The following is an 18,801-nucleotide window of genomic DNA, read 5'->3' on the forward strand; positions in this document are numbered from 1 at the left end:
CCGGCTTGCAGGGATCCATGCCGAACGCCCCGTTCATCGCCCCCGCCCGCTTCGACGACCCGGCCGCGGCCCTCGCCCGGGTGCGCGAGATCTACGACTCCGGCACCGCCTACCTGCGCGAGCAGCTGCGCGCCTACGTCGGCGGCGCCCCGCTGACCGGCCACGTGCGCGCCTGCTACCCCTTCGTGCGCGTGCGCACCAGCACCGTGGCGCGTGCCGACTCGCGCCTGTCCTACGGCTTCGTCGCCGGCCCCGGCGTCTACGAGACGACGCTGACGCGGCCCGACCTGTTCGAGCGCTACTACCTCGAGCAGCTCACGCTGCTCCAGGAGAACCACGGCGTCGACCTGGAAGTCGGCACCAGCACCCAGCCGATCCCGCTGCACTTTGCCGTCGGCGAGGGCGACCACCTCGAAGGCACGCTGGAGCCGGCGCGCCGGCTGCTGCTGCGCGACCTGTTCGACCTGCCCGACCTCGGCGCGATGGACGACGGCATCGCCAACGGCACCTACGAGCCGGCCCGCGGCGAGCCACAGCCGCTGGCGCTGTTCACCGCGCCGCGCGTGGACTACTCGCTGCAGCGCCTGCGCCACTACACCGGCACGACGCCGGGGCACTTCCAGAACTTCGTGCTGTTCACGAACTACCAGTTCTACATCGACGAGTTCGTGCGCCTGGGGCGCGAGGCGATGGCCGACCCGGCATCGCCCTACCGGGCCTTCGTCGAACCGGGCAACGTGCTCACGCGCCGCGCCGGCCTGGCGGCCGAGCCGGGCGACGCCGCCGGTGTCGCGCCGCCGCGGCTGCCACAGATGCCGGCCTACCACCTCGTCGGCCCCGGCAACGCCGGCATCACGATGATCAACATCGGCGTCGGCCCGTCGAACGCAAAGACCATCACCGACCACGTCGCGGTGCTGCGCCCGCACGCCTGGCTGATGCTCGGCCACTGCGCCGGGCTGCGCAACACGCAGCAGCTGGGCGACTACGTGCTCGCCCACGGCTACGTGCGCGAGGACCACGTGCTCGACGAGGAGCTGCCGCTGTGGGTGCCGATCCCGCCGCTGGCCGAGGTGCAGCTGGCGCTGGAGCAGGCGGTCGCCGAGGTCACCCGGCTCTCGGGCTACGAGTTGAAGCGCGTGATGCGCACCGGCACCGTGGCCAGCACCGACAACCGCAACTGGGAGCTGCTGCCCGGGCGCAACGCCGCGACGACGCCCGAGCGCCGCTTCAGCCAGAGCCGCGCCGTGGCACTCGACATGGAGAGCGCGACGATCGCCGCCAACGGCTTCCGCTTCCGCGTGCCCTACGGCACCTTGCTGTGCGTCAGCGACAAGCCGCTGCACGGCGAGATCAAGCTGCCCGGCATGGCCAACACCTTCTACCGCGAGCGTGTCGACCAGCATCTGCGCATCGGCATGCGCGCGGTCGAGCTGCTGCGCGAGGAGAAGCCCGGCCGCCTGCACAGCCGCAAGCTGCGCAGCTTTGCCGAAGTGGCATTTCAGTAAGCAATCCTTTACACGACCGCCCGACACTCCGGGTGACCGTGCATGACCGACGTCTCGTGACCACTCGAATTCGTGACCGCCTGGCCATCGCGGCCGCGGCGGCGGTGCTCGCGGGCTGCGCCGTGGCGCCGCCCGCGCCCGCCGACCGCGCCCGCCTGGAATCCACTCTGCCCGCGGCCTGGAGCGGCGGCGCCCCGGCCGCCGCGGCCACCGACACCTGGTGGGCCGGCTTCGACGACCCGCTGCTGCTGTCGCTGGTGGACGACGCGCTGGCCGCCAACCTGGACCTCGTGTCCTCGCGTGCCGCCGTCGCCCGCGCCAAGGCGCAACGCGACCTGGCCGACGCCGGGCGCTGGTTGCAGGTGGGCAGCTCGGCCAGCGGCGGCCGCGTGCGCTCGGGCGAGAACTATTCGCGCCAGCTCTCGGCAGGCCTGGACGCGAGCTGGGAGCCCGACTTCTTCGGCGTCAACGCCAGCAACACCGCCGCGGCCGAGGCCGACCTCGCCGCCGCCGGCGCGACGCTGCAGGCCACGCGTCTGGCCGTCGCCGCCGAGACCGCGACCGCCTACCTGCAGTGGCAGGGCACACGCGAGCTGCTGGCCATCGCGCGCGAGTCGGCCGACAGCCAGGCGCAGACCCTGCAGCTGGTGCAGTGGCGGCTGCAGGCCGGCCTGGCGAACTCGGTCGACGCCGAACAGGCGCGCGCCAGCCTGGAGCAGACACGCGCCCAGCTGCCGGCGCTGCAGACCACGCTGCAGCAGACCGAGAACACGCTCGCGATCCTGCTCGGCCGGCCGCCGGCGACGCTGGGCGCGCGCCTGGCCGACGCACCGGCCGCCGCGCCGCGTGTGCCGGCGGTGCCGGCCGGGGTGCCCGCCGAGCTGCTGCGCCGCCGCCCCGACCTGCGCGCCGCCGAGTGGACCGTCAGCGCCGAGCTGGCGGCGCTGGACGCTCGCCGCGCCCAGCGCCTGCCGAACTTCTCGCTCAGCGGCAGCGTCGCGCTGCGTGCCGCCACCTGGTCGGGCCTGGGCGGCCCGGGTGCGGTCGCCGCCAGCCTGCTGGCCGGCGTCTCCTGGCCGGTGCTCGACGGCGGCGCGACACGCGCGCAGATCGCCGCCCAGCAGGCGGCGCTGGAGGCGGCGCAGGCCAGCTACCACGCGGCCGTGCTGAACGCGCTGGGCGACGTCGAGGACAGTCTGGTCGCACTCGACCGCGGCGGCGAACGTGTCGCCGCGCTGGAACGTGCCGCCGAGGCCGCCGCCAACGCCGCCGAGCTGGCGCGCGCGCGCTACCGCAGCGGGCTGATCGACTTCGGCACGCTGCTCGACGCCGAACGCAGCCTGCTGTCGGCGCGCAGCACGCTGGCCAGCGCACGCACCGACCTCGCACTCGCCGGAGTGCGCCTGTACAAGGGCCTGGGCGGCGGCTGGTCCGCCGAGGCGACGAGACCATGACCGAACAGAAGACCGATCCGAACGACGTCCAGGCCCTGCTGGGTGCCGAGGCCCACCGCCCGTGGTGGCGCCGCACGACCGTCTGGCTGGTCGCCGGCGCCGTGGTGCTGTTGGCCGTCGGCGTGGTCGTTGCGCAAAAGCGTGCGGCAAGCAACGCCGCGCCGCGTTTCGTCACGACGCCGCTGGCGCGCGGCACCTTGTCGATCACCGTCACCGCCACCGGCACGCTGCAGCCGACACGTTCGGTGGCCGTCGGCAGCGAGCTGTCGGGCACCGTCGCGCGCGTGCTCGTCGACGTCAACGACCGGGTCAGGAAAGGCCAGGTGCTGGTCGAGCTGGACACCGCCAAGCTGCGTGACTCGGTGAACGGCTCGCGCGCCAACCTGCAGGCCGCCATCGCCCAGCGCCACCAGGCCGAGGCGACGCTGGCCGAGGCCCGCGCCAACCTCGCGCGCTACGAGGAGGTGTCGCGCCTGTCGGGCGGCAAGGTGCCGTCGGCCGCCGAGCTGGACACCGCGCGGGCGACCGCGCTGCGCGCCGAGGCCGACCTCGCCGCCGCGCAGGCCAGCGTCGCCCAGGTGCAGACCACGTTGTCGACCAACGAGACCAACCTCGCCAAGGCCTCGATCCGCTCGCCGATCGACGGCACGGTGCTGGCGCGCAGCGTCGAGCCCGGCAACGCGGTGGCCGCCTCGCTGCAGGCGGTGACGCTGTTCACGCTGGCCGAGGATCTGACGAAGATGAAGCTCTCGGTCGACGTCGACGAAGCCGACGTCGGCCAGGTAAGCAACGGCCAGAAGGCCCGCTTCACCGTCGCCGCGCAGCCTGGGCGCCAGTACCCGGCGCGCATCACGCGCGTGGCCTTCGGCTCGACCAAGACCGACAACGTCGTCACCTACACCACCGACCTGGAGGTCGACAACGGCGACCTGTCGCTGCGCCCGGGCATGACGGCGACGGCGACGATCGCCGCGACCGAGCGCGAGAACGTGCTGCTGGTGCCCAACAGCGCGCTGCGCTTCAAGCCCAACCTGACCGGCGCGCAGGCCGGCGGCGGCAACGACGGCATCATGTCCAAGCTGATGCCGCGCCCGCCGGGCATGAGCGGCTACCGCCGCTCGCTCGGCGGCCCCGGCAAGAGCGCCGACAGCGGCAAGGGCACGATCTGGGTGCTGCAGGACGGCCAGCCGGTGGCGCTGGAAGTGCAGAAGGGCCTGTCCGACGGCCGCCAGACCGAGGTCTCGGGCCCCGGCGTCGCCGAGGGTCTGGCGGTGATCACCGATCAGGCGAGCGCGGCGCCATGAGCCCTCAGGACTTGTCCGGGGCTCATTCCCGCTTGGCGGGATCGGCCGCAGGCCGGAGGGTGCTCCGATGACGACCCTGCTGGAGCTTTCCGGCATCACCAAGACCTACGGCGAAGGCAGCGCCGCGTTCCGTGCCTTGCGCGGCATCGACCTGCAGATCCCGGCCGGCGAGTTCACCGCGGTGATGGGCCCCAGCGGCTCGGGCAAGTCGACGGTGATGAACCTGATCGGCTGCCTGGACACGCCGAGCAGCGGCAGCTACCGCTTCCGCGGTGTCGAGGTCACCGGCCTGAGCCGCGACCAGCGCGCGCTGCTGCGCCGCCGCCACATCGGCTTCGTCTTCCAGGGCTTTCACCTGCTGGCGCGCACCAGCGCGCAGGAGAACGTCGAGCTGCCGCTGCTGTACCGCGGCGAAGGCGCCAAGCAGCGCCACGCCGCGGCGCGGCGCGCGCTCGAACAGGTGGGCCTGGCGGGCTGGGAACACCACACGCCGGCCGAGCTGTCGGGCGGCCAGCAGCAGCGTGTGGCGATCGCGCGCGCCATCGTCACCGAGCCGACGCTGCTGCTCGCCGACGAGCCCACCGGCAACCTGGACAGCGAACGCGGCCGCGAGGTGATGTCGCTGCTGGTCGCGCTCAACCGCGAGCACGGCATCACCGTCGTGATGGTCACGCACGAGCCGGAGATGGCGGCCTACGCCCAGCGCATCGTGCGTTTCCGCGACGGCCTGATCGCCGGCGACGAACGTGTCGCGGAGGCCGAACGATGCTGCTGAACACGCTGCTGCTGGCGCTGCGCGCGATCCGGCGCAACCTGATGCGCTCGGTGCTGACGACGCTGGGCATCGTCATCGGCGTGGCCGCCGTCGTCACCATGGTCACGGTCGGCAACGGCGCGACCAAGGCGGTGCAAAGCCAGATCCAGAGCCTGGGCAGCAACCTGCTGATGGTGCGCCCGGGCCAGCGCCTGGGGCCGGGCGGCTTCTCCGGCGGGCCCTCGTTCAAGCTCGCCGACGCGACTGCGATCGCGACCCAGATCGGCGGCGTGGCCGCGGTCGCGCCCGAGGTGCGCGCCAGCGTCACCGTCGTCGCCGACAACCGCAACTGGACGACCACCGTCACCGGCAGCACCAACGACTACTTCCCGGCCGGCAACTGGAAGATCGCCGCCGGGCGCATGTTCGAGCAGGCGGAGCTGGATGCCGGCGCGGCGGTCTGCATCATCGGCCAGACGGTGCGGCGCGAACTCTTCGGCGCCAACGCCGACGTGCTCGGCAGCAGCATCCGCGTCAAGCAGTTCAGCTGCAGCGTCATCGGGCTTCTGGCCTCCAAGGGCCAGGGCGCGATGGGCATGGACCAGGACGACATCATCATCGTGCCGGCCTACACCGCGCAGCGCCGGCTGACCGGCAGCACGCGGGTGCAGACGCTGCTGGTGTCGCGCCGCGACGGCAGCGACGCCGAACGCGTGAAGGCCGGCATCACCGAGCTGCTGCGCGAGCGCCGCAAGCTCGGCCCCAACGACGACGACAACTTCAACGTGCTCGACACCCAGCAGGTGGCTGACACGCTGTCGGGCACGACCCGGCTGCTGACTTCGCTGCTCGGCGCGGTGGCCGCGGTGAGCCTGCTCGTCGGCGGCATCGGCATCATGAACATCATGCTGGTCAGCGTCACCGAGCGCACGCGCGAGATCGGCCTGCGGCTGGCGATCGGCGCGATGGAACGCGAGGTTCTGGCGCAGTTCCTGATCGAGGCCGTGGTGCTGGCGGCGCTGGGCGGGCTGGTGGGCCTGGTGCTGGCGAGCGGCGCGTCGATCGGCATCTCGGCGCTGCTGTCGGTGCCTTACGAGTTCCAGCCCGGCATCAACCTGCTGGCCTTCGGTTTCTCGGCGGCGATCGGCGTCGTCTTCGGCTTCGTGCCGGCGCGGCGCGCCGCGCGGCTGGACCCTATCGAGGCCCTGCGCCACGAGTGAGCAGCGGGCGCAGCGCGATCAGCCCGAGCACCGGGCCGATCGCCAGCGCCGGCAGCACCGATTCCAGCGGCCAGCGCGCCGCGGCGGCGACGAAGAGCTGGATGCTGGCGATCGAGATCGCGAAGCCGATGCTGTTGGCCAGCGTCAGCACGCTGCCGACCAGCGCCGGCGGCGCGTTCGTCGCCGTCAGCGCCGAGAACTGCGGCGAGTCGCCGGCCACCGTGATGCCCCAGAGCACCAGCCAGGCACCGAACAGCGGCGCCGGCGCATGCATCAGCCAGGGCGCGAGCAGGCAGCACAGGCCGCTGGTGGCGAGCTGGGCGCCGGCGACCCGCGCGCTGCCCCAGCGCGAGACCAGCCAGCCGCCGCCGGCGCAGCCCACGGCGCCGGCGCCGAGCACGACGAAGGCCGCCCAGGACAGCGAGGCCCCGGCCAGCCGCGTCGCCAGCACCGCCGGCACCAGCACCCACATCGTGTAGAGCTCCCACATGTGGCCGAAGTAGCCGAGGATCGACGCCCGCACGCGCCGGTCGGTGGCCGCGGCCCACAGCGCACGCAGCGGCAGGCCTGAGCCTGAAGCGCGTGGATGCGGCGGCTCGGGCACCAGCAGCACGACGAGCAGGCCGGCGGCCGCCGACGCCAGCGCGACGCCGTCGAAGACCACGCTCCAGGGCCAGCCGGCCGACAAGGCGCGAAGCGCGTGCGGGCTGGCGCTGCCGAGGATCAACGCGCCGATCAGGAGCCCCAGCGCCGGCCCGAGGCCACGCGGGAACCATAGCGCCGCGAGCTTCATGCCCACCGGGTAGATGCCGGCCAGGCAGAAGCCGCCCAGCGTGCGCCAGACGAGCAGCGCGTCGAAGTTGGCCGCGTGGTGCCGTGCCATCGCGGCACAGCCGGCGCCCGCCAGCGCGCAGACCAGGAACACGAGCCGCGCCGGGAAACGGTCGGCCACCGCCAGCAGCGCGAACAGCAGCGCCCCGGCGATGAAGCCCAGCTGCACCGCGGAGGTCAGCGTGCCGACGGCCGTCGCCGGCCAGCCGAACGCGGCCTGGAGCTCAGGCATCACCGCGTTGGCGGCGAACCAGGTCGAGGTGCCGGCCAGCTGCGCCAGCACGATGACCGGCAGCACGCGGCGGGGCGCGCGCGCAGCGGCGCGGGAGGGCTCGTGCTTCATCGTCGCGGGGAGGCTAGTGCCTGCGACAGCACGGCCACAGCGCGGGCGAACCCGGGGTTGACGGCTTGCGCCCCGTCAAGCGGCCCAATCGTGACCGGCTTGTGTCGCCTGGGGGGATCCCTTAACCTGACCTCGGCCTATCCGTTGACAAAACTCAGGCCGCCAAGCGGCCGAACGCGAAGGAGAAGAGCATGCCCAGCCCCCTGTCTGGCGCAAGCGCAGGCATCGAGTCGATCCGCACGCTGGCTTTCGTCGGCCCCTCGGCCGCAGGCAAGACCACCCTGGCCGAAGCCCTGCTGCACCGCACCGGCGCGATCGGCGCCGCCGGCAGCATCGAACGCGGCAGCACCGTCAGCGACCACGATCCGCTCGAGAAGCGCATGCAGCACTCGCTGAACGCCAGCGTGATGCACCTGACGCACGCCGACACCCGCATCCACTTCATCGACACCCCGGGGGGCCCGGACTTCCTCGGCCAGAGCCTGCCGGCGCTGGAAGCGGTGGAGACCGCCGCGATCGTCATCAACGCCGGCACCGGCATCGAGCCGATGGCGCAGCGCATGATGGACTACGCCGCATCGCGCCACCTCGACCGGCTCATCGTCGTCAACAAGATCGACGCCGCCGGCGTCGACCTCGCCGGCCTGCTGGCGCAGATCCAGGCCACCTTCGGCAAGGAGTGCCTGCCGCTGAACCTGCCCGCCGCGGGCGGCAGCAAGGTCGTCGACTGCTTCTACAACCGCGAGGGCGACAGCGACTTCGGCTCGGTCGACGCGGCGCACCGCGCGCTCGTCGAACAGGTCGTCGAGGTCGACTCGGACTTCGTCGACCGCTACCTCAACGACGGCGACGTCGACCCGTCCGAACTACACAAGCCGCTGGAGCAGGCGCTGCGCGAAGGCCATCTGATCCCGGTGTGCTTCGTCTCGGCACGCACCGGCGCCGGCGTGGCCGAACTGCTGGACGTCATCGTCAAGCTGCTGCCCAACCCGACCGAGAGCAACCCGCCCGAGTTCCTCAACGGCGAAGGCGCGGCCGCGCTGCCGATGCAGGCCGAGCCCGACCCGGCCAAACACGTGCTGGCGCACGTCTTCAAGGTCACGGTCGACCCGTACGTCGGCAAGATGGGCATCTTCCGCGTGCACCAGGGCACGGTGCAGCAGAACCAGATGCTCTACGTCGGCGACGGCCGCAAGCCCTTCAAGGTGACCCACCTGTACCTGCTGCAGGGCAAGGAGCACATCGAGGTGACGCGTGCGCTGCCCGGCGACATCGTCGCCGTGCCCAAGGTCGACGAGCTGCACTTCGACGCCGTGCTGCACGACGCCGCCGAGGACGACCATATCCACCTGAAGCCGCTGGACTTCCCGGTGCCGGTGCACGGCCTGGCGATCGGCCCCAAGCGCCACGGCGACGAACAGCGCATGTGGGAGATCCTGGGCAAGCTGATCGACGAGGACCCCTGCCTGAAGGTCGAGCACATCGCGTCGACCAACGAGACCGTGATCTACGGCCTGGGCGAGCTGCACCTGCGCACGCTGCTGGAGCGCCTGCGCGAGGTCTACAAGTTCGAGGTCACGACGCGGCCGCCGCGCATCGCCTACCGCGAGACGGTCACCGCCAACGCCGAAGGCCACCACCGCCACAAGAAGCAGACCGGCGGCGCCGGCCAGTTCGGCGAGGTGTTCCTGAAGGTCGAGCCGCTGCCGCGCGGCGCGGGTTTCGAGTTCGTCGACCAGGTCAAGGGCGGCGTGATCCCGAACCAGTTCATCCCCGCCGTCGAGAAGGGCGTGCGCGAGGTGCTGGCCGGCGGCGCGATCGCCGGCTACCCGGTGGTCGACGTGCGTGTCATCGTCTACGACGGCAAGAGCCACAGCGTCGACAGCAAGGAGATCGCCTTCGCCACGGCCGGCCGCAAGGCCTTCATGGCGGCGATCCGCGAGGCGCGGCCGATCGTGCTCGAGCCGATCGTGACGATCGAGATCGTCGCGCCCGACTCGGCGATGGGCGACATCACCGGCGACCTGTCGGCCAAGCGCGGCCTGGTGACCGGCACCGCCAATGCCGCCTCGGGCACGGTGGTGATCCGCGGCCAGGTGCCGATGTCCGAGCTCTCGGGCTACCAGTCGCGCCTGAACGCGATGACCGCCGGCCAGGGCCGCTACACGATCGAGCTGTCGCACTACGACCCGGTGCCGCCAACGGTGCAGCAGCAGCTGCAGAGCCAGCACCAGGTCAAGGACGAGGACTGAGCCGGGACGCGCGAGGCCGGAAGGCCTTGCGTGCCAGGCTCAGGCCCGAGCGCGACTTCACGCGCAAGGGCCGAGCCGCCGGCAGGCGCCCCGCCCGCTTCACCCCGCCGGCCACGGGGTTTGGGCGGCTGTTCCTAGAATCCGCCCCGTCGAAAGGGGAGTAGCCGCGCCTTCAAGGCGCCGCGGCCCCCCGTCATCACGGAGCACCGGCTCGCCGCCGCCCTGCTCCCGGGCCCGCACGGGATCTCCCGCGCAAGACCTTTCGGCACGAATCGTCCGTTCGTTGCCATTCCTGGAGGTCTCGTGGAGAGCATTGCGCCGCTGTGGTTGTGGGTCGTCTTCTTCGTCTCGGTCGTCGTCGCGCTGGTCGTTGACTTCGTCGTCATGCGCCATCAGGGCGCGCACGCCGTCGGGGTGCGCGAGGCGCTGCGCTGGTCGGTCGTCTGGGTCGCGCTGAGCCTGGCGTTCAACGCGCTGTTCTGGTGGGCGTTGCAGGGCACGCACGGCCCCGAGGTCGCGAACACCCGCGCGCTGGAGTTCCTGACGGGCTACCTGATCGAGAAGAGCCTGGCGGTCGACAACATCTTCGTCTTCCTGATGATCTTCAGCTACTTCGCGGTGCCGCCGGCATTCCAGAAGCGAGTGCTGATGATCGGCATCGTCGGCGCCATCGTGCTGCGCACGGTGATGATCCTCATCGGCGCCTGGCTGGTGGCCGAGTTCCACTGGCTGCTGTACGTCTTCGGCGCCTTCCTCGTGATCACCGGCATCAAGATGTGGCGTCACGCCGGCGAGGCGCCGGACATGGAGTCCAATCCGGCGCTCAAGCTGCTGCGCCGCGTGCTGCCGGTCAGTCGCTCGCTGGACGGCGAGAAGTTCTTCACCGTCGAGAACGGCAAGCGCATCGCGACGCCGCTGCTGCTGGTCGTCGCGCTGGTGGGCATCACCGACGTCATCTTCGCGGTCGACTCGATCCCGGCCATCTTCGCCATCACGACCGACCCGTTCATCGTGCTGACGTCCAACGTCTTCGCGATCCTGGGCCTGCGTGCGATGTACTTCCTGCTCGCCGCGGCGGCCGAGAAGTTCCACCTGCTCGGCTACGGGCTGGCGGTGATCCTGACCTTCATCGGCACGAAGATGCTTCTGATCGACGTCTTCAAGATCCCGGTGCTGGTGTCGCTGGCTGTCGTCGCGGCGATCCTGGCGGTGACCATGGTCTGGAGCCTGAAGACCGCGCCGAAGCTGGGCAAGGGCCAAGGCAGTTCCTGAAGGGAACCGTCGGCGAATGCCGCCGCGGCGTTGGCTCTCAGCCCCGGGCAACAGATAAGAATCATTCGTATTCATGGTAAAGTACCCCCATGAATACGATGGCTCTGGCCCCGCAGCTGCCTCCGCGCCGCAGTCGTCCGGCGTTCAGCCTCGTAGTCGTCGGCGCGCACCTCGTGCTGTTCTGGCTGGCGCTGGAGTTCGGCGTTCTCGAACGTGCCATGGCGAGCGCCGCGCCGCTGGTCGTGCAGATCGTGGCACCGGCGATCCAGCGTGAGCCGCAGCCCGAGCCCCTGATCCCCCGCCCGAAGATCGCCCCGCCGCCGCTGGCCACCGTGCCGGTGCCGGAGGTGGCGGTCCAGCGTGACGCCCCGGCCGAGACGATCCGCGTCGCCGCCGCGCCGGCCAATCCGGTGCCGCCCGCGCCCGCCGCGGCGCCGGCGCCGGCCCCGGTGACACCCGCCATCCGGCAGGTCCCGCCCAGCGCGCTGCGCTACCTGGTCGAGCCGCCGGTCGCCGTGCCGCTGGCGTCGCGGCGCCTGCGCGAGTCGGGCACGGTGGTGCTGCGTGTCGTCGTCGACGTGCGCGGCCACCCCCGCAGCGTGACGCTGCGACGCTCCTCGGGCTTCCCACGCCTGGACGAGCAGGCGCTGGGCGCGATGCGCCAGGCTCGTTTTCTTCCCTGCACCGACAACGGCCAGCCGGTGGAGTGCGAGTCCGACGCTCCGATCGTCTACGAGCTGCAGAGCTGAGCGCCGCCGCTGACGGCGTCGCGCCGGGGCCGCGCTCAAGGCCGATTTATCATCGGCGGTGATGCAAACGGCCGCTCCCGATCTCGCGCAGGTGCGCCTGGACAACGCGCTCCGCCTGTTCGAGGAGTTCGTGCGCCAGACCGCTCGCCACGCCGACGCGGCCACGCTGCGCGGCCTGGAACGGCGCTTTGCCGAACGCGTGCAGATCCAGCCCAGCTACTGGAGCCAGATCAAGAGCCGCTCGCGCCAGATCGGCGAACGCCTCGCGCGCCAGTTCGAGCAGCTTTGCCACAAGCCGCGCGGCTGGATGGACATCGTGCACGACGGCAACGCCGAGCGTGGCGGGGACGCCTCGGGCACCACCGTGTCCTCGAGCACCGCGCCACTGCCCGACAACCTGCCGCGTGACGACGACGAGCGCTTCATCGTCGGGCTCGTACTCACCTACTACCGCCGCCACCCGCAACGCGCGCGCACCCGTCTGCTGGACCTGCTGGGCGAGGTGCTGACGCCTCCGGCCGAGCCACCCTCCGGCCGGCCGACGGCCACGGTGCCGGCCGCTGCGCTCGGCCCGGCGCGGCCCGCTCGGGCGCCGCTCCCGGCCGAAGACCCGACCGAGCTCTGGCGCCGCAGCCAGACCGGCGTCGCGCCGCTGAAGCCGCGCAAGTAAAACCGGCCCGCGCCGTCGGCGCGACTGCGAACCTTCTCCATCGGGGCACGGCCGCCGGGCGCGCGGCGATGCGCTTTCGCGCGTCTCCCATGTTTGTTCGGCACGAACAGCTTGCCCTCCTGATAACGTTGTCTTTATCATGCGCGCAAGCCCGCTGCATCAAGTCGACGTTGCAGCGCCCTTCAACCCCACACCGGATCCGATGAAGCCTGCACGAGTGCCGTTTCCCTCCCGCCGCCTTGACGCGGCAGCCACGGCCCTCATGGACGCTCTCGCCATCCGTCCCCGGTCGACGCCGCTCGCCTGACGCCTTCGATGGCGTACCGACGGCCCGGGGACTCCCGGGCCGTTTTGTTTTGGGCGGCCCGCTTTCGAGGAGACCTTCGATGAAGACCACTGCCAGCCGCAAGCCCCGCAACCCGTTCGCCGTCGCGGCCAGCCGCCGCCGTGCAGGGCCGCATCGCCCAGGCGCCGGCGCACTGCGTCAGCGCGCCCGCGAAGCGCTGCGCCGCGAACTCGACACCGTGACCCACGGCCCCTGAACAGCACGCGGGACAGCCCCCACTTGGGCCCTCCCGCAGGAGACGACGATGAGAACCACTGCCCACATCCTGGTGCCCACCACCCGCAGCACGGCCCGCCGCCTTGCCGCACGCCTGCTGGTGGCGACGAGCCGGCTGCTGAGCCGCGTGGCTCAATGGCTGCACGCAGAACGGCGCCTGCCGCCCGGTGAACCGGTGCTCGAGTTCCATGCCGAAGCCGGCGCGCCGGAAGGTGCGCTGTACCTCGACGGCCAGCTCGTCGGGCACATTCCCGGCGTGACCCGGCTGTGATCGTTCGTGCGAGGCTCAAGTGGACACCGCAAACGGCCGATAAGCCGCGTAGAGTGTTCTCATGAGCCCGCCCGAAGCTGCCCGCCCCACGATCTTCGCGACGCCCGCGCGCGACGTCGAAGGCTGGGCGCGCCGCTTCGACACCGCGTCGATGCCGATCCTGGCCGAGACGGCGGCCACGCTGCAGGGCCTGCGTGAGAACGAAGACGAGGTCGACGCCCATCTGCTGACCGAGACGGTTGCCGCCGACCCTCTGCTGACGCTGAAGCTGCTGTCGCACGTCGCACGCTCCCCGCGCTCGCGGCGCGTCGACACGCGCGGCGACGTTGAGACGGTCACCGCGGCGCTGGTGATGCTCGGCATCGCGCCGTTCTTCCGCCTGTTCGCCGATTCAGCCGTCGTCGAAGACTGGCTGGGCGACCAGCCGGAAGCGTTGGATGGCTTTCGCCGTGTGCTGGTTCGTGCCCACCGGGCCGCCAACTTCGCCACCGCGTTTGCCGTGCATCGCATGGATCACGATGTCGCCGTGATCCGCGAGGCCGCGCTGCTGCACGACTTCGCCGAGATGCTGGTCTGGCTGCACGCGCCAAAGCTCGCACTCGAGATCGCACGCCTGCAGGCAGAGGACCCGGCGCTGCGCAGCGTGGTCGCCCAGGAGCAGGTGCTCAACATCCGCTTGACGGACCTGCAGCAGGCGCTGCTTACGCAGTGGCGGCTGCCGCCGTTGCTGGTGAAGATCACCAATGAACGGCAGTCGGAGTCGGTTCAGGTGCGCAACGTGCTGCTGGCCATCCGTATCGCCCGCCACAGCTCGGCCGACTGGGACAACCCCGCGATCCCCGATGATGTCGTCGACATCGCCTCGCTGCTGAACATGCGCATCGAGCACACCTGGGCCCTGCTGCGCGACATCGACGCCTGAGCGCTACAAGGGCAGCGCGGTCGTTGACTTCAGCCGCTGCAAGACGAAGCTCGTCTTGCAGTCGCGCACGGCGGGATGCTTGAGCAGCGTGTCCATGACGAAGCGCGAGTAATGCTCCATGTCCTGCACGACGACACGCAGCAGATAGTCGATGTCACCGCTGAGCGCCACGCACTCGATCACCTCGGGCCAGGCCTGCACGGCTGCCGCGAACAGGTCCAGCGGGCTGCGGGCCTGCGGGTCGCTGTGCTTCTCCAGGCGCAGCGTCAGGTAGGCCGTGAGGCCGAGGCCGACACGCTCCGGCGCCAGAAGCGCGACGTAGCCCGAGATCACGCCACCATCTTCCAGACGCTTGACGCGCCGCAGCGCCGCACTTGGCGACAGCGACACGCGGGCGGCCAACTCGTCGTACGTGATGCGGCCCTGCGCCTGCAGCACCTGAAGGATGCGGCGGTCCACGGCGTCGAGCGGGTCGGAGGGATCCATCGGGGACATTCTTGCAGTTTTCGTGCGTCTTGACAGCCATCAAGCCACCACGACGCGCCCATCCTTCGTGGCCGCGTCGCTAGAGTGAAGCGTGCGAAGACACGCCAATTCCGGAGGGGACGATGACACGAGGTGATTTCACGCCGGCGGGTGCGGGCACCGTCCTGGCGCCCAGGACCTACGGTGAAGGCGATCGGCCGCCCAGAGGCGACTACTCGCGCGCTCGCGCGGACTTCTGCTGCACACAGGACTGGGCTGCGTACAGCGAGGCCGATCACGCCTTGTACAGGCGCCTGCATGCGCGCCAGTCACGCCTGCTGCCCGGACGGGCCTGCGACGCCTTCCTGCAGGCTGTCCGACGGCTGGGGACTCCCGACCGGATTCCACGTTTCGACACGATCTCGGAGGACCTGGAAAGCGCAACCGGTTGGCGGCTGGTTGCCGTGCCCGGCCTGATCCCCGAAGAGGCCTTCTTCCGCCTGCTGGCGGCTCGGCGATTTCCCGTGACCGACTGGATCCGTCGTCCCGACGAGTTCGACTACATCGTCGAGCCCGACCTGTTCCACGATCTGTTCGGCCATGTGCCGCTGCTCTTCGAGCCGGTGTTCGCCGATTTCATGCAAGCCTACGGTGAAGGCGGTTTGAAAGCCGCGCGTCTGGGTGCGTGCGAACTGCTCGCGCGGCTGTACTGGTACACGGTCGAGTTCGGGCTGATCGCGACGCCATCCGGCCCGCGCGCTTACGGTGCGGGCTTGCTGAGTTCCGGGGGCGAGCTCGAGCACGCGGTCAGCGCCAGCGGGCCCAGGCGGCTCGCGTTCGACCCGGCTCGCATGATGCGAAGCCGCTACCGCATCGACAGCTATCAGCCGACCTATTTCGTCATCGGCTCGTTCGAAGAACTGTTCGAGGCCTGCGCACCAGACTTCAGCGCCTTGTACGCCGCGGTTCGCGAGACGATCTCCCGCAACGGGGAGATCGCGGCCGGCGCCGAAGCACCTGGCGACCGGGCCACGTCAGCGACCTAGTCACGCAGGCGAAGCATCAGTTCGTTCCACGGCTCCGGACGGGTGACCATGTGGACATGGGCAACGCCGTCCAGATGCCGGTTGTCGGCGCCATCCAGCATGGCAGTCGACGGCGGGAAGACGATGTTGTCGCAGTGGCTGTAGAAGCAGGTCATCGCCGGCCTCGTTCGGGTGCGTTCGCGCTCGACGAGGCTACGCAGCCAGCCGGCATGAAGCTGCATCTGGCGTCCGTTGTGCGAGAACGCGAAACGCGCCAGCCAGGTGCCGTGATGGGGGCTGCCAAGCGTGATGGCATGGTGCACACGGGTCGCGTCCCCGCATTCGGCCCACCATCTGCGAAGTGCCAGCCCACCCATGCTGTGGGCGACGACCACGGGTGCCCGTCCGGTGGCCTGCTCGAGGCGGAGGACCGCTCTTTCGATCGGGAGCACATATTCGTCGATGGAGCAGAAGACCGGTTCGAGGTCAAGGGCCACGAAGGGTACGCCGTCGGCCTGCAGGCGGGCCAGCCAGGGATTCCACACGCCGCGGTTGCAAACGAAGCCATGAATCAGCAGCACGCCCCGCCGCCCCCCGGCCTGCAGGGGCAGGTGGTCGGGCCAGAGCCGACTCCTGAACGGCTGCTGCCAGCAAAAGACCCGCGGTGCAGCGAGAACTTCGCCCCACCAGGCGGCGAGCAACTGGCCCGCGTTGGCTCGCGGCGTGGGGTCGTCACCGTGGACAAGGCGCAGCAGCAGGAACTCGGCGCCCAGCACCAGGGCGTAGAGCAGCAAGATGAGCAAGGCACCACCCAGCGCTGCCCCGATGCGCCCATCTTTCAGTGCGGGGACCGCCCACGCGCACGCCAGCCCTGCCAATGAGCAGGTCGTCGCCTTTTGCAGATGTGCCAGCCGCATTACACGGTCGTGCGCCGGTCCGCGCCCGGCCTGGTCCGGGGGTGCTTGAGCCTTTCAGGTACGCGCATGGCTGCCGATGTTGCATCATCTCGGCGGTGCGCCGTTGCGCCAGCAGAAAGTACTCGCCGTGTCGCCCGAAGGTCTGGCCATCCTCGATAACCTGCAGAAGGTTGCTGCCGAACGCCGGCGCCGCGACGCCGACCCCGGTCTCGAGGCCCGGACCCGCGCGGTCAAGGACTATCAGCACCGTCGTTTTGCGGCCAGCTACGCGGACCTGCTCGAACAGCCCCGATACGCCGAGTCTTCGCGCTTCTTTCTCGACGAGTTGTACGGCCCGCAGGATTTCACCGATCGTGACGCCCAGTTCGCCAGGGTGGTCCCCGGGCTGGTCCGGATCTTTCCGCACGAGCTGGTCGTGACGGTGCGTGCACTTTCCGAACTGCACGCGCTGTCGGAAACCATGGACACGTCGATGGCAGCCCGGATCTCGTCGCCGCGCGTGGACGCCAGGGCTTACGTCGCCGCCTGGCAGGCAGTGGGGCAACCTACCGTACGCGCAAGGCAGATCGAACTGATGCTCTTGGTCGGCAGCGCACTCGATCGTTACACGCGAAATCCGATCCTGCGCCACAGCCTTCGCCTGATGCGAACGCCGGCACGCGCGGCAGGCCTTTCAGCGCTGCAGAGCTTTCTGGAGTCAGGCTTCGACACCTTTCGTGCGATGAAGGGGGCCGACGCCTTCTTGGCCACCATTTCCAGCCGCGAACGCGACCTCGCCGCGCTCTTGTTCTCGGTCGATCTCACTTCCCCGCGCGCACGGGACGAATTGGCGGGCCTCCCCTGACCGTCAAGGCGGCTCGTCCCTACCGACAGCGGGGACGGTCTGCGGCCGGAGAATCCGCCTGATGGATTCGGCGTCATTCGCAGCGGGTGCGTTCAAGCAGCTCGGCTTGAAGGTCTTCGAGCGGGGTTGGCTGTCGTCGAACAACATCCTGTTCGCACCGTCCAGACGCGCTCCCGCGACCGTCGTGGACACTGGGTACGTTTCGCACGCCGAGCAGACACTGGCGCTGCTGGCGTCTGCACTGGGCCCGGTCGGGTTGGAGCGGGTGATCAATACCCACCTGCACTCGGACCACGTCGGAGGCAACTCGAAGACGCAGGCGCAGTGGAACTGCGAGACCCTGGTTCCGGAGGCCTCGCTGGATCCGGCACGACGATGGGATGAGAGCCGCTTGAGCTACGTGGACACGGGACAGCGTTGCCCTAGATTTCGCGTCGACTCGGCGTTGGCCGCGGGCAAATCGATCGTGCTCGCCGACTACCCTTGGCAGGCGTGGTCGGCCCCGGGGCACGATCCAGATGCTCTGCTGCTTTTCCAGGCCGACAGCGGCGTGATGCTCAGCGGCGACGCCCTCTGGGAACAGCGGCTGGCCATCATCTTCCCGGCCCTGGAGGGGGAGGAAGCTGCATTCGGGGAGGCCTTGGCGGCGCTGGATCTCGTCGAACAGCTTGCGCCGAAGATCGTGATACCCGGGCACGGGCGAGTGTTCACGGACGTCGCGGGGGCGGTGAAGAGCAGTCGAGAAAGACTGCACCATTTTCTCCGCCATCCGGAACGTCACCTCGACTATGCGGAGCGTGCTTTGTTGATGTTCAACATGCTTGAACACGGGCAGCGGCGCCAGCAAGACCTGGTCGAATGGCTGTCGGCAACCCCGGTATTCCAGCGCATCCTTGCACGGCGCGGGCTGGCATCCGATGCTGCAACGAGCAATGCGTTACGCGTCATCGACTCCCTGGCGGCCGGTGGACAACTGCACCGTGAAGACGAGTGGGTGATGCTGAGCGGCAGGCTACGCTGATCCGCCGCAGCGACTCGCGGTGCGGTCTCGCGGGGCGTTGTCGACGGCTCGGCCTTTGGCCGCGGTTTGAATTCGTCGTCGGAAAAACAAAAAGGCCCGGTTCATTGAGAACCGGGCCTTCGAATAAATAGCCTGACGATGTCCTACTTTCACACGGGAACCCGCACTATCATCGGCGCAAAGGCGTTTCACTATCCTGTTCGGGATGGGAAGGAGTGGGACCACCTCGCTATGGTCATCAGGCTTGACTTGTCGCCTCGCTGCTTCTTGGGGGCAGCTAGGCCAATTCATAGAGTATTGAAAATCAGCTGTTCGATCGCGCTTTTGGCATAACCCGTTTGACTCAATCGTCAAAGTTATAGGGTCAAGCCTCACGAGCAATTAGTACCGGTTAGCTCAACGCATTACTGCGCTTCC

At 69.9% G+C, this 18,801-nt stretch carries 18 protein-coding genes and 1 rRNA gene; 15 read left to right on the forward strand and 4 right to left on the reverse strand.

Features of this window, described 5'->3' with window-relative positions; translation table 11 throughout:
* Positions 1 to 17: 17 nt before the first annotated feature.
* The 5 genes from EV684_RS18565 to EV684_RS18585 all read left to right on the forward strand — a co-directional run bounded on the left by EV684_RS18565 (position 18) and on the right by EV684_RS18585 (position 6,240).
* Entirely contained in the window at positions 18 to 1,508 is a 1,491-nt protein-coding gene (locus EV684_RS18565) for an AMP nucleosidase (RefSeq protein ID WP_132648781.1), read from the forward strand.
* Positions 1,509 to 1,564: 56 nt separating this feature from the next.
* Positions 1,565 to 2,962 (forward strand): efflux transporter outer membrane subunit, encoded by a 1,398-nt coding sequence (locus EV684_RS18570; protein WP_132648782.1) that lies wholly within the window; start codon positions 1,565 to 1,567, stop codon positions 2,960 to 2,962.
* Positions 2,959 to 4,266, forward strand: a complete 1,308-nt coding sequence (locus EV684_RS18575; RefSeq protein ID WP_132648783.1) for an efflux RND transporter periplasmic adaptor subunit — start codon at positions 2,959 to 2,961, stop codon at positions 4,264 to 4,266. The genes EV684_RS18570 and EV684_RS18575 overlap by 4 nt, the downstream gene beginning before the upstream one ends.
* Before the next feature lie 67 nt (positions 4,267 to 4,333).
* Positions 4,334 to 5,041, forward strand: a complete 708-nt coding sequence (locus EV684_RS18580) for an ABC transporter ATP-binding protein (protein WP_132648784.1) — start codon at positions 4,334 to 4,336, stop codon at positions 5,039 to 5,041.
* Positions 5,032 to 6,240: an ABC transporter permease gene (locus tag EV684_RS18585; protein ID WP_132648785.1), complete on the forward strand. Its 1,209-nt coding sequence runs from the start codon at positions 5,032 to 5,034 to the stop codon at positions 6,238 to 6,240. The genes EV684_RS18580 and EV684_RS18585 overlap by 10 nt, the downstream gene beginning before the upstream one ends.
* Here the strand turns inward: EV684_RS18585 and EV684_RS18590 are convergent.
* Positions 6,215 to 7,414 carry an MFS transporter gene (locus EV684_RS18590; RefSeq protein WP_132648786.1) on the reverse strand — a complete coding sequence of 400 codons (1,200 nt, stop codon included), beginning with the start codon at positions 7,412 to 7,414 and terminating at the stop codon, positions 6,215 to 6,217. The genes EV684_RS18585 and EV684_RS18590 overlap by 26 nt on opposite strands.
* 191 nt (positions 7,415 to 7,605) lie before the next feature.
* Between EV684_RS18590 and fusA the strand changes: the two genes are divergently transcribed.
* The 7 genes from fusA to EV684_RS18620 all read left to right on the forward strand — a co-directional run bounded on the left by fusA (position 7,606) and on the right by EV684_RS18620 (position 14,112).
* Positions 7,606 to 9,666: an elongation factor G gene (gene fusA / locus EV684_RS18595; protein WP_132648787.1), complete on the forward strand. Its 2,061-nt coding sequence runs from the start codon at positions 7,606 to 7,608 to the stop codon at positions 9,664 to 9,666.
* A 303-nt stretch (positions 9,667 to 9,969) separates the two neighbouring features.
* Entirely contained in the window at positions 9,970 to 10,938 is a 969-nt protein-coding gene (locus EV684_RS18600; protein WP_132648788.1) for a TerC family protein, read from the forward strand.
* Positions 10,939 to 11,027: 89 nt separating this feature from the next.
* Positions 11,028 to 11,687: an energy transducer TonB gene (locus EV684_RS18605; protein WP_132648789.1), complete on the forward strand. Its 660-nt coding sequence runs from the start codon at positions 11,028 to 11,030 to the stop codon at positions 11,685 to 11,687.
* A 61-nt stretch (positions 11,688 to 11,748) separates the two neighbouring features.
* The gene (locus EV684_RS18610; RefSeq protein ID WP_207184506.1) at positions 11,749 to 12,357 is read left to right on the forward strand and encodes a hypothetical protein; all 609 of its coding nucleotides are present in this window, start codon (positions 11,749 to 11,751) and stop codon (positions 12,355 to 12,357) included.
* A gap of 386 nt (positions 12,358 to 12,743) precedes the next feature.
* Positions 12,744 to 12,899 (forward strand): hypothetical protein, encoded by a 156-nt coding sequence (locus EV684_RS24075; protein ID WP_165908530.1) that lies wholly within the window; start codon positions 12,744 to 12,746, stop codon positions 12,897 to 12,899.
* Positions 12,900 to 12,947: 48 nt separating this feature from the next.
* Complete coding sequence (locus EV684_RS18615; RefSeq protein WP_132648790.1) at positions 12,948 to 13,190, forward strand: hypothetical protein; 243 nt, start codon at positions 12,948 to 12,950, stop codon at positions 13,188 to 13,190.
* A 61-nt stretch (positions 13,191 to 13,251) separates the two neighbouring features.
* A complete protein-coding gene (locus tag EV684_RS18620; RefSeq protein WP_132648791.1) occupies positions 13,252 to 14,112 on the forward strand; it encodes an HDOD domain-containing protein in 861 nt (286 codons plus the stop codon).
* A gap of 3 nt (positions 14,113 to 14,115) precedes the next feature.
* Here EV684_RS18620 and EV684_RS18625 read toward each other — a convergent pair whose 3' ends face one another.
* Positions 14,116 to 14,598 carry an Lrp/AsnC family transcriptional regulator gene (locus EV684_RS18625; protein ID WP_132648792.1) on the reverse strand — a complete coding sequence of 161 codons (483 nt, stop codon included), beginning with the start codon at positions 14,596 to 14,598 and terminating at the stop codon, positions 14,116 to 14,118.
* Positions 14,599 to 14,720: 122 nt separating this feature from the next.
* Here EV684_RS18625 and phhA point away from each other — a divergent pair, with 122 nt between their 5' ends.
* Entirely contained in the window at positions 14,721 to 15,623 is a 903-nt protein-coding gene (gene phhA, locus EV684_RS18630; RefSeq protein ID WP_132648793.1) for a phenylalanine 4-monooxygenase, read from the forward strand.
* Here phhA and EV684_RS18635 read toward each other — a convergent pair.
* Positions 15,620 to 16,519 carry an esterase/lipase family protein gene (locus tag EV684_RS18635; protein WP_132648794.1) on the reverse strand — a complete coding sequence of 300 codons (900 nt, stop codon included), beginning with the start codon at positions 16,517 to 16,519 and terminating at the stop codon, positions 15,620 to 15,622. The genes phhA and EV684_RS18635 overlap by 4 nt on opposite strands.
* 76 nt (positions 16,520 to 16,595) lie before the next feature.
* Between EV684_RS18635 and EV684_RS18640 the strand changes: the two genes are divergently transcribed.
* Complete coding sequence (locus tag EV684_RS18640) at positions 16,596 to 17,363, forward strand: FFLEELY motif protein (RefSeq protein WP_207184505.1); 768 nt, start codon at positions 16,596 to 16,598, stop codon at positions 17,361 to 17,363.
* A gap of 61 nt (positions 17,364 to 17,424) precedes the next feature.
* Positions 17,425 to 18,384, forward strand: coding sequence for an MBL fold metallo-hydrolase (locus EV684_RS18645; protein ID WP_132648795.1), 960 nt, complete (start codon positions 17,425 to 17,427; stop codon positions 18,382 to 18,384).
* Positions 18,385 to 18,514: 130 nt separating this feature from the next.
* Here EV684_RS18645 and rrf read toward each other — a convergent pair.
* A 5S ribosomal RNA gene (gene rrf / locus EV684_RS18650) occupies positions 18,515 to 18,627 on the reverse strand.
* Between the last annotated feature and the right edge of the window lie 174 nt (positions 18,628 to 18,801).

The organism is Rubrivivax gelatinosus (assembly GCF_004340905.1).
Lineage (GTDB): Bacteria > Pseudomonadota > Gammaproteobacteria > Burkholderiales > Burkholderiaceae_C > Rubrivivax > Rubrivivax gelatinosus.